This window comes from Leptolyngbya sp. KIOST-1 (assembly GCF_000763385.1).
Classification (GTDB): domain Bacteria; phylum Cyanobacteriota; class Cyanobacteriia; order Phormidesmidales; family Phormidesmidaceae; genus Nodosilinea.
On the sequence record NZ_JQFA01000002.1, the window covers coordinates 949343 to 962691 of the forward strand.

At 61.3% G+C, this 13349-nt stretch carries 12 protein-coding genes; 5 read left to right on the forward strand and 7 right to left on the reverse strand.

The window, feature by feature from the left end; translation table 11 throughout:
- The first annotated feature begins 113 nt into the window (after positions 1 to 113).
- From NF78_RS04255 to NF78_RS04265, 3 genes are all read left to right on the forward strand, one after another.
- Entirely contained in the window at positions 114 to 1151 is a 1038-nt protein-coding gene (locus NF78_RS04255; RefSeq protein WP_263970543.1) for a succinylglutamate desuccinylase/aspartoacylase family protein, read from the forward strand.
- A gap of 36 nt (positions 1152 to 1187) precedes the next feature.
- Positions 1188 to 2876, forward strand: coding sequence for an ATP-dependent DNA ligase (locus NF78_RS04260; protein WP_035985015.1), 1689 nt, complete (start codon positions 1188 to 1190; stop codon positions 2874 to 2876).
- 189 nt (positions 2877 to 3065) lie between these two features.
- Positions 3066 to 3938, forward strand: a complete 873-nt coding sequence (locus tag NF78_RS04265) for a phosphatidate cytidylyltransferase (RefSeq protein ID WP_035985016.1) — start codon at positions 3066 to 3068, stop codon at positions 3936 to 3938.
- Here the strand turns inward: NF78_RS04265 and NF78_RS32830 are convergent.
- On the reverse strand, positions 3935 to 4066 hold the full coding sequence (locus NF78_RS32830; RefSeq protein WP_255534659.1) for a hypothetical protein: 132 nt from the start codon (positions 4064 to 4066) through the stop codon (positions 3935 to 3937). The two genes, NF78_RS04265 and NF78_RS32830, sit on opposite strands and share 4 nt — an antisense overlap.
- 99 nt (positions 4067 to 4165) lie before the next feature.
- Here NF78_RS32830 and NF78_RS33400 point away from each other — a divergent pair, with 99 nt between their 5' ends.
- Positions 4166 to 4255, forward strand: coding sequence for a type II toxin-antitoxin system YoeB family toxin (locus tag NF78_RS33400; protein WP_072015966.1), 90 nt, complete (start codon positions 4166 to 4168; stop codon positions 4253 to 4255).
- 6 nt (positions 4256 to 4261) lie between these two features.
- On the opposite strand, the gene arsJ is transcribed toward NF78_RS33400, so the two are convergent.
- The 4 genes from arsJ to NF78_RS04285 all read right to left on the reverse strand — a co-directional run bounded on the left by arsJ (position 4262) and on the right by NF78_RS04285 (position 11141).
- Positions 4262 to 5518: an organoarsenical effux MFS transporter ArsJ gene (arsJ, locus tag NF78_RS04270; RefSeq protein ID WP_035985017.1), complete on the reverse strand. Its 1257-nt coding sequence runs from the start codon at positions 5516 to 5518 to the stop codon at positions 4262 to 4264.
- A gap of 133 nt (positions 5519 to 5651) precedes the next feature.
- Entirely contained in the window at positions 5652 to 6659 is a 1008-nt protein-coding gene (locus NF78_RS04275; RefSeq protein WP_035985018.1) for an ArsJ-associated glyceraldehyde-3-phosphate dehydrogenase, read from the reverse strand.
- 143 nt (positions 6660 to 6802) lie between these two features.
- Positions 6803 to 7315, reverse strand: coding sequence for a DUF4870 domain-containing protein (locus NF78_RS04280; RefSeq protein ID WP_035985019.1), 513 nt, complete (start codon positions 7313 to 7315; stop codon positions 6803 to 6805).
- Positions 7305 to 11141, reverse strand: a complete 3837-nt coding sequence (locus NF78_RS04285; RefSeq protein ID WP_035985020.1) for a hydantoinase B/oxoprolinase family protein — start codon at positions 11139 to 11141, stop codon at positions 7305 to 7307. The genes NF78_RS04280 and NF78_RS04285 overlap by 11 nt, the downstream gene beginning before the upstream one ends.
- 168 nt (positions 11142 to 11309) lie before the next feature.
- Between NF78_RS04285 and fcl the strand changes: the two genes are divergently transcribed.
- The gene (gene fcl / locus NF78_RS04290) at positions 11310 to 12263 is read left to right on the forward strand and encodes a GDP-L-fucose synthase (protein WP_035985021.1); all 954 of its coding nucleotides are present in this window, start codon (positions 11310 to 11312) and stop codon (positions 12261 to 12263) included.
- Between the two features lie 145 nt (positions 12264 to 12408).
- On the opposite strand, the gene NF78_RS04295 is transcribed toward fcl, so the two are convergent.
- Positions 12409 to 12600: a hypothetical protein gene (locus tag NF78_RS04295; protein ID WP_035985022.1), complete on the reverse strand. Its 192-nt coding sequence runs from the start codon at positions 12598 to 12600 to the stop codon at positions 12409 to 12411.
- Positions 12601 to 12671: 71 nt separating this feature from the next.
- Positions 12672 to 13244, reverse strand: coding sequence for a Tfp pilus assembly protein FimT/FimU (locus tag NF78_RS04300; RefSeq protein WP_156119643.1), 573 nt, complete (start codon positions 13242 to 13244; stop codon positions 12672 to 12674).
- Positions 13245 to 13349 lie beyond the last annotated feature (105 nt).

The window sequence follows — 13349 nt, forward strand, 5'->3', positions numbered from 1 at the left end:
CCCCGACAGTTTTTTCGGCCTATCCCCCCCCAGGATTGGCTCATCCCCCCAGGATTGGCTATAGTGGCGGCACACTGAGCCTTCGTCTGGGGAGGTCGTGTTTGGAGGTTGCCTTGGGCAAACCGACACCGGAATCGCTGCGGCGCATGGGGGCGGCCAACCTGACGGCCTCGGCGGCGCTTCCCCTTTCACCACTCACCATCGGGGGCGAAACCATCCCCCGGGGCAAGCGCGTGCGGCTGGACTTGCCGATCGCCCGCCTTACCACCGGCACCATGATGTCGCTGCCGGTGACGGTGATCTGCGGCAAACAGCCGGGGCCGCGCCTGTGGCTGAGTGCTGCCATCCACGGCGACGAGCTGAACGGGGTCGATATCATACGGCGGGTGGCAAAGGGGCTAAAGCCCAGTCGCCTGCGCGGCTCGGTGATTGCGGTGCCGGTGGTGAATATCTTTGGCCTGCTGGAGCAGTCCCGCTACCTGCCCGATCGCCGCGACCTGAACCGGTCCTTTCCGGGCTCGGCGCGGGGGTCGATGGCCAGTCGTCTGGCGGCCCTGTTTATGCGGGAGGTGGTCAGCCAGTGTACCCACGGCATCGACCTGCACACGGCGGCGATTCACCGGGTCAATTTGCCCCAGGTGCGGGCCGACCTGGACGACCCGGCCACCAACGAGTTTGCCAGGGCCTTTGGGGCACCGGTGATCATTCACGCCTCCCACCGCGACGGTTCCCTGCGTCAGGCCGCCGCCCGGCGACATATTCCCACCCTGCTCTACGAAGCGGGCGAAGCGCTGCGGTTCGACGAAGCCGCCATTCAAACCGGGGTCGATGGCATCTACCGGGCGATGGCCTACCTGGGCATGTATGCCCCCCCGGCCACCGCCCCCCCGGCCACCCTGGAAGTGAGGGAAACTCGCTGGGTGCGCGCCTCTCGCGGCGGCATCTGGCACCGGTCGGTGTCCCTGGGCGACCCGGTCAAACAGCGCCAGCCCCTGGGTTTTATCAGCGATACCTTTGGCGACAAGCCGGTGCAGGTGCGCAGCCCCAGGGCGGGCATCGTGATTGGCCACGGTCAAAACCCGCTGGTCAACCAGGGCGATGCGCTGGTCCATATCGCCAGCGTGACGGCAGAGACTGAGCAGGAACAGTAGGATGAGCAAAGCGAAGCGTGCCCATTGCCCCCATCCATGCAGCGATTCACCCAGCTTTTTCAGGATATAGACGCGACCACCTCGACCAATGAAAAGGTGCGATCGCTGCAGGCCTACTTTCAGGACGCTGACCCCGCCGACAAAGTGTGGGCGCTGTACCTGCTGCTGGGCAAAACTCGCCGCCGCACGGTGACCTCGCGGGTGCTGCGGGATGTGTTTCTGCAAATTTCCGACATTCCCGAGTGGCTGTTCAAAGACTGCTATGCCCAGGTGGGCGACTCGGCGGAGGTGATCACCCTGCTGCTGCGCGACGTGGATTTAGCCGGTCAGTCCGTCGCCCAGAGCGGCGTTTCCCGGAAGGGCAATCGGCCGTTTGCCCCTACCAAGGCTGATGGCAATGCCCAAACCCATTCCTCCAATCCCATTCCCCTGCACCAGTGGATGGAGGAGATTATTCCAATGTTCAGGGCGATGGAGACCGACGCAGAGCGGCGCGATCTGATTGTCTCCTGGTGGGCCGCGCTGGACAGCACCGAGATCTTTGTGCTCAACAAGATTCTCACCGGAGCGTTTCGGGTGGGGGCTTCGGTCAAGCTGGTGATCAAGGGGCTCGCGACCGCCACGGGCATTGCCGAGGCGGTACTGACCCACCGGTTGATGGGCGACTTTAGCCCCACCGCCGAGTTTTACACCAGCCTGACCAGCGAGGAGGCGACGCAGAATGCCCCCAGCCAGCCCTACCCGTTCTTTTTGGCCACCTCCCTGGACGAGGAAAAATTTCAGAGCGAGGAGGTTGAGCGCTGGCGGGCCGAGTGGAAATGGGACGGCATTCGTGCCCAGGTGATCAAGCGAGACGACCAGGTGTTTGTCTGGTCGCGGGGCGAAGACCTGGTCACCGCCCAGTTTCCGGAGGTGGAGGCCATGATGGCCACCTTTCCCAACGGCATCGTGATGGATGGGGAAATTCTCTGCTGGCAGGACGGTCGGCCCCTGTCATTTAACCACCTGCAAAAGCGCCTGGGCCGCAAGAAAGTGAGTCAAAAGGTGATGGCGGCAAATCCGGTGCACTTTATCGCCTACGACTTGCTGGAGTACGGCGGCATCGACATTCGTGAAAAGCCCTGGGGCGATCGCACCCAGTCTCTCTCCACCCTGCTGAAGGTACACACCGCCCCCAACCTGCACCAGTCCGTGCCGCTTGAGTTCGATTCCTTTGCCGCACTGGCGGCGCTGCGCCAAAACGCCCGCCAGCAGGGAGCAGAAGGGCTGGTGGTGAAGGCGATCGACAGCCCCTACCTGGTGGGCCGCAAGCGTGGCTACTGGTGGAAGTACAAGGTGGACCCCATGAGCCTCGATGCGGTGCTGATCTACGCCCAGGCGGGCAGCGGCAAGCGGGCCAACCTGTTCACCGACTACACCTTTGCCCTCTGGCAGGGGGAGACGCTGGTGCCCTTTGCCAAAGCCTACAGCGGGCTGGACAACGCCGAAATTGACGCGCTGGACAGGTGGATTCGCCGCCACACCACCGAGCGGTTTGGGCCGGTGCGATCGGTGGAGCCAATTCACGTGTTTGAGATTTGCTTTGAGGGCATTGCAGAATCCACTCGCCACAAGTCGGGCATATCGGTGCGCTTTCCCCGCATTCTGCGCTGGCGCAAAGACAAGCCCGCCGCCGAAGCCGATACCCTGGAGGCGGCCAGGGAGCTTCTGTCGGCGTTTCAATGACGGATCGCGCCAGCGGCGTGGGGCCGCGCCCACAGCCTGTCGGTGTCAATCCCCCACAATTTAGTAAGCTTTAGGTTGCTGCGGTGCTCGCGGGGTAATGTGGCACAGTGTAATAAGCTGCGCGATCGCCCCTAGCGCAGGGGTTTTATGCCCCAAGTCTCCCCCCATCCTCCCTCTTCATCCTCGCCTATGCCCTGGCCTCGAATCATTAGCGGAATCGTTGCGATCGCGGTGGCCCTGGCCATGATTGGGCTTGGGGGCTGGTACTTTACCCTGGGTTTTGGCATTTTGATCTGTTTGGGCCAGCTGGAAATTTTTGCCCTGGTCAAAGCCAAGGGCATTTTACCGGCAGCCAAGACTACCCTCGTGGTGAGCCAGCTGCTGTTGATTACGGCTCACCTGTCGCCATCCCTGGCCGATGCCCTGCTGCCGATCAGCGGCACGTTTATCTGCTTTTACCTGCTGTTTCAGCCCCAGGTGGCCACCATTGCCGATGTGGCGGCGTCTATTTTGGGGCTCTTCTACGGCGGCTACCTGCCCAGCTTTTGGGTGCGCCTGCGCGACCTGGGCGACACCGCCACTCCCCTGCCCCTGGGCGGCTACTGGCCCGAGACCTGGCCCCCAGCCCTAGAAGCCTTGCCCTACGGACTCGTCGTCACCCTGCTGGCCTTTGCCTGCATCTGGGCCTCCGACATTGGCGCTTACACCGCCGGAAAAATGATTGGCCGCACGCCCCTGTCTAACATCAGCCCCAAGAAAACCGTCGAGGGGGCGGCCTTTGGCATGCTGGGCAGCACGGTGGTGGCCCTGGCGGGCAGCTACTGGCTCCAGTGGCCCCTCTGGCCTGCCACGGGCGCAGCCCTGGGCTTGATGGTCGGCACCTCCAGCCTGCTGGGCGACCTGACCGAATCGCTGATGAAACGCGATGCCGGGGTGAAAGACTCTGGCGCTCTCATCCCCGGCCACGGCGGCATTTTAGACCGCACCGACAGCTATGTATTTACGGGCGCGCTGGTGTTCTTCTTTGTCACCCTGCTGCTGCCCCTGCTGCCAGCGGGCTAGCGACCCCGCATTTCCCAGAAGTTTAGCTCCTGACGAATGCGATCGCGCTCCTGGGGCTGCGCAAACCGCAGCTGATGGCGCAGTTCACCGATCACCTGACGTCGCTCACTGGCAGACTTGTTCTCCATACCAATTTCCTCGAAAAAACTGTAGCTATAATTACAGTTTAGTAAATTAAATTCCCGGGGCTCTCCCCCCTTACAAATCTTTGGGATGAGCGCTCATTTGTGTCGAGGCGCATCACCCAGGAGCATTGTTTGGTTTACGAAGTCCGCGAAGACCAGGCTCGCATTTTGGCCTGCCGCTATCCCTATTAAATCGTCCTAAATGGCTTCAGCCCCTACCGTACCTGAACTTTTGGGATCCGGCAGCTTGGTCGTAATCAGCGCCGCCGCCAGCACAAACAGGCTCGACACCCACAGGCAGCCCACCAGCCCAAACCACTGGTAAAACAAGCCTGAAGTAATCGTGCCCAGCAGCCGCCCGCCCGAATTGGCCATGTAGTAAAAGCCTACATTCAGCGACACATCCTTATCTTCGGTGTAGGCCAGCACCAGGTACGAGTGCACCGCCGAGTTAAAGGCAAACACTACGCCAAATACCACCAGCCCCCCCGTCACCGCAATGTCGCCCCGCAGCCCCGACATCAGAGCGATGGCAATCAAAGCCGGAATCGCGGTGAGCAGGGATGTCCAAAACAGAATGGTTTTAGCCCGGGGCACCACCTTGCCCGTGCGATCCTTACGCAGCAATTGCGGAGCCAAAAACTGCACAATGCCGTAGCCAATCACCCAGATGGCCATGTAGGTGCCCACCTGCATAAAGGTCCAGCCCAGCACCTCGTACAGAAACACCGGCAGCGCCACCACAAACCACACGTCCCGCGAACCGAACAAAAAGAACCGCGCCGCCGAGAGAATGTTGATCTCCTTGCTCTTAGAGAACAGCTCCCGGAACTGCACCTTCTTGCCGATTTTGCCCATGCCCGCCGGCAGCAGCGCCCCCGACAGCAAAATCACCACCAGCACCGCCGCCTGAATCAGCAGCGCCGACCGAAAGCCCACCCACTCCAGCAGCGCCGCCCCGACGAAAAAGCCCACCCCCTTCAGCGCATTCTTTGACCCGGTCAGCACCGCCACCCACTTAAACAGTCTCGACTCGGCCTCCTTGGGCACCACCAGGCGAATGGCGCTCTTCGAACTCATCTTGGTCAGATCTTTGGCGATCCCCGAAAACGCCTGAGCCACCATCACATAGCCCACCTGCACCGGCACCGCCCAGTCCGGGTTCAAAAAGCTCAGCATCCCCAGGGCGAAGACCTGTAGGGCGATGCCGCCGTAGAGGGTCTGCCGAATGCCAATCTGGGAGCCAATCCAGCCGCCCAGAAAATTCGTCACCACGCCGAACACTTCGTAGAAGAGAAACAGCATGGCGATCTCGAACGGGGTGTAGCCCAGCACGTGGAAGTGCAGCAGCACCAGCATCCGCAATGCCCCATCGGTGATGGTGAAGCCCCAGTAGGCGGCGGTGATGATCGCGTAGTTGCGCAGGCTCTCGGGTTTGAAGGTGGAGGAGGACATGGGGAAGGATGGGGTGGATGGGTAGGCGGGTGGATGGGTGGATGAGTGGATGGGTAGGTGAGGCTAGCTGTAGGGTGGGCATTGCCCACCAACGACAATATGCTGTCCAGAATTTACCCCAGAGGAAAGACGTTCAAAGACTCTGCGCCACCTTGCGGGCCAGCTCGGCCATACGGCAGGAGTAGCCCCACTCGTTGTCATACCAGGCGAGAATCTTCACCTGGGTCTCATCCACGACCATGGTGGAGAGAGCGTCGATAATTGAAGAGCGCGGGTCGTCTTTGTAATCCACCGACACCAGGGGCCGGGTTTCGTAGCCGAGAATGCCGTGGAGCGGGCCATCGGCGGCGGCTTTGAGTAGCTGGTTAACTTCTTCGACGGTGGTGGGGCGATCGACCTCAAATACGCAGTCGGTTAGCGATGCGTTCAATAGAGGCACCCGAACCGCTAGACCATTCAGCTTGCCCTTGAGTTCGGGGTAGATCAGGGTAATGGCGGTGGCCGACCCCGTGCTGGTGGGAATCAGCGACATCCCTGTGGCTCTGGCGCGGCGCAGGTCTTTGTGGGGGGCATCCACAATTGTTTGGGTATTGGTGTGGTCGTGGATGGTGGTGATCACCCCGTGGCGAATGCCCAACCCTTCGTGGATGACCTTAACCACCGGGGCCAGGCAGTTTGTAGTGCAAGAAGCGGCGGTGAGCAGGTGGTGCTCTGCCGGATTATAGAGGTGGTCGTTGATGCCATAGACCACATTCAGCGCCCCTTCTTTCACCGGGGCGGCGACGATGACTTTTTTGACGCCGCGATCGTAGTAGGGGGCCAGGGTTTCCGGGGTGCGAAACTTACCAGAGCACTCCAGCACCAGCTCCACGCCGTAGTCGGCCCAGGGCACCTCGCCGGGGGAGGCGTGGCTGCTGACGCTGAGGGGAGCGCCGTCAATGGTAAGCTTTTCGCTGCCCACAGCCTCTACGTCGTGGTTCCAGCGTCCGTGAACCGAGTCGAAGGTGAGCAGGTGGGCGGCGGTTTCGGCCCCGCCCTTGACCTCGTTGATGTGGACAAACTCCAGTTCGGGGAAGGCCCACCCGGCCCGCAGTACCAGCCGCCCAATGCGACCAAACCCGTTGACAGCAACTCTAACCATTACGGCATCCTCTCTAGCACAGGCAAAATGAAGCTGGCCACGGCGCAACCAGCCTCATTTCAAAAAAAGTTGATGCTTCCATTGTTTCAAAAAAAGTTGATGTGTCAAGTTGTGCAGACTACATTGGGTCGGGCTGGGGCCACCTACCGCCAGGGCCAGTAGACGGGGTAATAGCTGCGGACTCCTCGGTAGGCTTCGATGCCGACCACCAACATACACAGCACCCGCAACCCCAGCACCAGGGGCGAAAGCGCGATCAGCAATCCCAAAACTATCCAACCTCCTACATGGTCGGCGTTCTGGTAGGCCGCGTCCATCCAGTAAAAGGTTCCTGCGATCAGGCCAATGGCCAGGGTAGACAGCGCCACAGACGTTACCTGAAACCTCAACACCTGCTCCAGGTGGTAGCGCACAAAGCCGTGGCCCCGCCCCAGCAAAAGCCAGATCCCCAGACCAACCACCAGTTCTAGATAGGGACTGAGCCAGGTGGCAAGGGCAACGTCTGCACCCGTGGTCCAGAAGCTGTCGAGGGCAAAGTTGGCCTGGGTGCTGCCCGCGACCAGGTGGCGAGTGAGGGCGATCGCCCCCAACGGCAAAAAATGGCACCAGGCCCCCAGTCGTCGATGCCTCAGCGATACGGGCCGCTCAGCCTCCATAGCCGCCGCCGCCCGGTGTGGCAATCTGAATGCAGTCCCCCGGTTCCACCGCCACGGTCGCCTGCCCCGGCAGCACCGCCACCCGGCCATCGGCACGGATCACCCGGTTTTCGCCCACCTGCCCTGGCTCGCCCCCGGCCAACCCAAAGAGCGGCACCTGGCGGTGGTTGGAGAGAATCGCCGCCGTCATCGGTTCGCGAAACTCGATGGTGCGGACAATGCCGTTGCCGCCCGCAAACTCCCCTGCCCCACCGCTGCCCTGGCGAATAGCGAATTCCCTGAGCAGCACCGGGAAGCGCCACTCCAGCACCTCCGGGTCGGTCAGTCGCGAGTTGGTCATGTGGGTGTGAACCGCATCGGTGCCGGGGAAGCCGGGGCCAGCACCGGAGCCGCCGCAGATGGTTTCGTAGTACTGGTGGTGGTCATTGCCGAAGGTGAGGTTGTTCATGGTGCCCTGGGAGGCCGCGATCGCCCCCAAGGCCCCGTACAGCGCATCGGTCACCGCCTGGGACACCTCCACATTGCCCGCCACCACCGCCGCCGGATACTGCGGGTTCAGCATCGAGCCCTCGGGGATGACAATCTCCAGCGGCTTCAGACAGCCCGCATTGAGGGGAATGTTGTCATCCACCAGGGTACGAAATACATAGAGCACCGCCGCTTTGCACACCGCCGCCGGGGCGTTGAAGTTGCTGGGCCGCTGGGGCGAGGTGCCCGCGAAGTCAATCCGGGCGCTGCGGGTCTGGCGGTTGACCGTGACCTGCACCGCAATCTGGCTACCGTCGTCCATGGGGTAGGTAAACTGGCCGTCCTGGAGGCGATCGATTACCCGCCGCACGCATTCCTCGGCGTTGTCCTGCACATGCTGCATATAGGTCTGCACGGTGTCGAGGCCGTAGTGATTCACCAGCTTTTGCAACTCCTGCGCTCCTTTCTCGTTGGCCGCAATCTGCGCCTGCAAGTCAGCGATATTCTGGGCTGGATTCCTCACCGGGTAGGGTGGGGCAGTCAGAATTTCCAGCAGTTCAGCCTCTAAAAAGCGCCCTCGATCCACCAGTTGAACATTGTCGAGCAACACCCCCTCTTCCTCAATGCTGGTGCTGTTGGAGGGCATGGAACCTGGGGTAATGCCACCGATGTCGGCATGGTGGCCGCGGGAGGCGACGTAGAAGAGTGGGCGGGTGGATGGGTGGATGGGTGGATGGGTCTTTGCCAAAAAGACGGGGGTGATTACCGTGATATCGGGCAGGTGGGTGCCGCCGTTGTAGGGGTTGTTTTGCAGGTACACGTCGCCGGGTTTGAGGCGATCTCCCCTAGCCTCAATCAAACTCCGCACGCTTTCCCCCATCGAGCCCAGGTGGACTGGAATGTGGGGGGCGTTAGCGACGAGTTGCCCGTGCTGGTCAAACACCGCGCAGGAGAAGTCCAGTCGCTCTTTGATGTTCACCGAGTAGCTGGTGTTTTGTAGCGCGATCCCCATTTCCTCGGCTACGGCGCGGAAGAGGTTGTTGAAGATTTCGAGCAGGACGGGATCGGGAGTGGGGGGTAGGGGGTGGGGGGTAGGGGGTGGGGGGGTGGTAGCGTGGGTTGAGCTAAATTCCACAGAGCCACGGTCCAGAATTTCCCCGCTGGCGAAACCCACGGAACCCGTCCGTGAAGCATCTTTCTTCAATATCAAATGGCCTTTGGTGGTTAGCTTTGCGTTCCAACCCGGTTCGATGACGTTGGTACCGGTGGCTTCGATGATCAGGGCGGGGCCTGCGATCGCATCCCCCGGACACAAATCATCGCGGTGGTAAACCGGCGTCTTGTGCCATGCCTCGGCGGTGTAGACCGGGACGGTGGCTTTGGGCACCAGCGGAGTGGTGCGAGCCCTATCGATCTCTGGCTCCTCGGGGCTGTGGGTGTGGCCGATCACCTCCACCGCTGCCGTATCGACGATCAGGCGCTTACCCTCCTGGGCAAAGCCGTAGCGCTGGCGGTGCAGGGCGGTGAACTGCGATCGCATCGCCTCCACCCCAGCAAAATCCACCGCCAGCGCCGAATCCGTTCCTTCGTACTTCAGCAGCAACCGGGGCAACACCTCTGGCGATTTTGGATTTTGGATTTTGGATTTTGGCTCGTCCCCGACCGGGAGGGGCAGGGGTGGGTCTGCCGGAGACCTTGAATTTTGAATTTCAAACCCCTGCTGACTCAGTTCATCCAATCCCTTGCTAATCAAAGCCTCCACCACCCGCTGGAGCTCAGGCAGCGTACCTTCCTCCAGGGGCAGCTCCACCGATCGCTCATTCAGCGACCTGACATCCGCCAGCCCCATGCCGTAGGCCGACAGCACCCCGGCGTAGGGGTGTAGAAACACCTCCGTCATGCCCAGGGCATCGGCAATTAAACAGGCGTGCTGGCCCCCGGCCCCGCCAAAGCTGCACAGCACGTAGTCCGACAGGTCGTAGCCCCGCTGCACGGAGATTTTTTTGATCGCGTTGGCCATTTTCTCTACTGCGATCGCCAGGAACCCAGCCGCCACCTGCTCCGGGCGGCGCACATCCCCCGTGGCCGCCTGAATCTCCCCCGCCAGGGCCGCGAATTTCTCGCGCACCACCGCCCCATCCAGGGACAGATCGCCCCCCGGCCCAAACACCTGGGGGAAAAACTCCGGCTGGAGCTTGCCCACCATCACATTGCAGTCGGTCACCGCCAGGGGGCCGCCGTGGCGGTAGCAGGCCGGCCCCGGGTAGGCCCCCGCCGACTCGGGCCCCACCCGGTAGCGGCTGCCGTCAAAGCTGACAATCGAGCCGCCCCCCGCCGCCACGGTGTGGATCGCCATCATCGGCGCTCGCAGCCGCACCCCGGCCACCTCGGTTTCAAAGGTGCGCTCGTACTCGCCCCGGTAGTGGGACACATCGGTGGAGGTGCCACCCATGTCGAAGCCGATCATGCGATCGTACCCGGCCTGGCGGCTGGTCTGCACCGCGCCAACGACGCCCCCGGCGGGGCCAGAGAGAATGCTGTCTTTGCCCTGGAACAGCGCCGCATCGGTGAGGCCGCCGTTGGACTGCATGAACATCAGCTTCATCTGAGGCACAGCTGGCTGTGCCTCAGATGAAGGCATTAATTGCGCTGCGACCCGTTCTACATAGCGCCTGAGAATGGGCGATAGGTAGGCATCCACCACCGTGGTATCGCCTCGGCTGACCAGTTTGATCAGGGGGCTGACCTGGTGGGAGAGGGAGATTTGGGTGAAGCCCACCTGGCGGGCCAGTTCCCCCAGGCGCAGTTCGTGGGCGGGGTAGCGATAGCTGTGCATGAGCACAACGGCAGAGGCACGAATTCCAGCATCATAGGCTCGCTGGAGTTCCTGAATCAGCCGTTCTTCTTCCTCAGGATGCAAGGGTATCAGCACCTCCCCCTGGGCGCTGAACCGTTCGTTCACCTCCACTACCCGTTCGTAGAGCATTGTGGGGAGTTCAATGTGGCGAGCAAAGATGTCGGGGCGGTTCTGATAGCCGATGCGGAGGGCATCGCGAAATCCTTTGGTAGTGAGCAGCAGGACGCGATCGCCCTGGCGCTCCAGCAGCGCATTGGTGGCCACTGTCGTGCCCATCTTCACCGCCTCGATCGCCTCGGCGGAAATCACCTCCTCTGGTCCCAGCCCCAGCAGGTCGCGGATGCCCTGGAGGGGGGCATCGCTGTAGCGATCGGGGTTCTCTGACAGCAGCTTGTGGAGCAGGATCTGCCCATCGGGGCGGCGGGCGACGATGTCGGTAAAGGTGCCGCCGCGATCGATCCAGAACTGCCAGCGCGGGCCAGGGAGACAAGATGGGATCATAGCGTCAAGGGATGGGGAAACATGAGAGTAGCCTTAGGCCCATTGTGAACTACGGCTAAACTCTAGGAGCAGCCCGTTGCCATTGCCCAGGGCCAGTGTCAGACTCATGCCAGTGGGGTGCAGCCATCTACATAAGTGCTTGTGTAATTGCTATCTCAACAAACTTTTATGGATACTCACTCTAAGATCTATGTTGCCGGCTCCCGCGGTCTGGTCGGGAGCGCTCTGGTCAGAACGCTTCGCGCCCAGGGCTATGAAAATTTACTGCTGCGCTCCAGTCAAGAGCTAGATCTGCGTAACCAGGCGGCGGTGGATGAGTTTTTCGCCACTGAGAAGCCGGACTATGTCTTTCTCGCGGCGGCCAGGGTGGGCGGCATTCAGGCCAACAACACCTATCGGGCCGAGTTTCTCTACGACAATTTGATGATCGAGGCCAACATCATCCACAGCGCCTACCGCCACGGGGCGAAAAAGCTGCTGTTTCTGGGGTCTTCCTGCATTTACCCCAAGCTGTGCCCCCAGCCGATGAAGGAGGAGTACCTGCTAACCGGTTTTTTAGAGCAGACTAATGAACCCTACGCGATCGCCAAGATCGCTGGCCTCAAACTCTGCGAAAACTACTGCCGCCAGTACGGGGTCAACTTTATCTCGGCCATGCCCACCAACCTCTACGGCCTCAACGACAACTTCGACCTGGCCAACTCCCACGTGCTGCCCGCCCTGATGCGCAAGTTTCACGAGGCCAAGGTGAAGGGTGATCCTACTGTTACTGTGTGGGGTACCGGCACCCCCCTGCGGGAATTTCTTTACGTCGATGACCTGGCCGATGCCCTGGTGTTTTTGATGAACACCTACAACGAGGTTGACTTCGTCAACGTGGGCACCGGGCAAGAGGTGTCGATCCGAGAGCTGGCCCTGACCATGAAGGCCGTGGTGGGCTACGAGGGCGAACTGGTGTTTGACACCACCAAGCCCGACGGCACCCCCCGCAAGCTGCTGGATGTATCGCGGCTCAACGCGGCGGGCTGGCAGGCCAAAACCGACCTCAAGACCGGTATTGAGCAGACCTACGCCTGGTTCTTGCAGAGCTACGATTCGCTGCGGGGGCGCGAAGCGGCTTAGAGTATTCCATCTAAATAAACGTCCCCTTTAAGGTCGCCAACTCGGCCCGTTGGGCCGGTGCCATTAAACCCTGGATGAGTATTTAGCTGGAACACTCTTAACTCGATAGTCCTGACCAGGGCGGAACGGGTCGGCGGCCTAACCCTCAGGCGGGGTTACACTTGCCGCTGCGAATCAGCCCAACGCGGCGGGCGATCGCTTCGTCCTGGGTGGCGTAGGGGCCCCACATCGGGCGCTGAGCCTGAAGGCGTTCTCGACTGATGTTCTCGGCGGAGAGCACCTGGCACGTGCCGTCTTCCCCCTGCACGATATACCAGCCCTCATTTCGGTCTACCATTGCCGTCCTCAAAACCACTCATGGTGCTAACCCATTAAACTCGGTTTTGTCCCCGATGGGTTGTCGGATCGTCAGTAGCAAAAGCGATCGTTGCCGTTGGCCCTGGGCTGTCCTCTACCCTTACGCAGAGCGCCCAGCACAGTCGAAACCACGACGCATCGATGGGTGTCCCGCTTCCCAGAAATGGTCATGGTGATGGTGCCCTGTTCCCCAATGGCTTTTGATTTCAGGTTGCCGTACATGTCGAACCGGGTGTAGTAGACACCGCCGCTTCTGGTCAGGGTGTTGTCAATATCCGCCAGTACAACACCATCGGTTAAAGGCTGCCAGACCGTAACCCGACTGGCGGGCACAGCCTCGGGATGGTTTGCCCACTCAATCCGGCCGTTGCGTTCGCGCAGGCTAAAGCGGCGGTCATGGCGCTGCTGCATGGCATCGGCCTGGGTGAGGCGCAGGGCCTGGTAGACCATGTCCCGGGCTACGTTGATCTTGTGCTGCTGCCAGAATCCCCATAGAGAGGGAGCCGCGATCGCCAAAAGTAGCCCCACGATTACCGCTACAATCAACCCCTCGGTAAGCGTAAACCCAGCCACCGGAGGTGGCCCGCCAGACGGTTTGGAGAACCGTCGCAAAGATGTATTCATAAGATAGATGCACAAAGCCTGATAGGGTCAAAGTGCCCAGCGGACGGGGGGCGCAGCTGAGCGATCGGACAACATCGGCCATTGTGCCGGAACATGTCTGGGAAA

Excerpts from the sequence above, each read along its gene's own strand:
- NF78_RS04260 (WP_035985015.1), top strand. The coding sequence starts at position 1,188 with ATGCAGCGATTCACCCAGCTTTTTCAGGATATAGACGCGACCACCTCG.
- NF78_RS04265 (WP_035985016.1), top strand. The coding sequence starts at position 3,066 with ATGCCCTGGCCTCGAATCATTAGCGGAATCGTTGCGATCGCGGTGGCC.
- NF78_RS32830 (WP_255534659.1), bottom strand. The coding sequence starts at position 4,066 with ATGGAGAACAAGTCTGCCAGTGAGCGACGTCAGGTGATCGGTGAACTG.
- arsJ (WP_035985017.1), bottom strand. The coding sequence starts at position 5,518 with ATGTCCTCCTCCACCTTCAAACCCGAGAGCCTGCGCAACTACGCGATC.
- NF78_RS04275 (WP_035985018.1), bottom strand. The coding sequence starts at position 6,659 with ATGGTTAGAGTTGCTGTCAACGGGTTTGGTCGCATTGGGCGGCTGGTA.
- NF78_RS04280 (WP_035985019.1), bottom strand. The coding sequence starts at position 7,315 with ATGGAGGCTGAGCGGCCCGTATCGCTGAGGCATCGACGACTGGGGGCC.
- NF78_RS04285 (WP_035985020.1), bottom strand. The coding sequence starts at position 11,141 with ATGATCCCATCTTGTCTCCCTGGCCCGCGCTGGCAGTTCTGGATCGAT.
- fcl (WP_035985021.1), top strand. The coding sequence starts at position 11,310 with ATGGATACTCACTCTAAGATCTATGTTGCCGGCTCCCGCGGTCTGGTC.
- NF78_RS04295 (WP_035985022.1), bottom strand. The coding sequence starts at position 12,600 with ATGGTAGACCGAAATGAGGGCTGGTATATCGTGCAGGGGGAAGACGGC.
- NF78_RS04300 (WP_156119643.1), bottom strand. The coding sequence starts at position 13,244 with ATGAATACATCTTTGCGACGGTTCTCCAAACCGTCTGGCGGGCCACCT.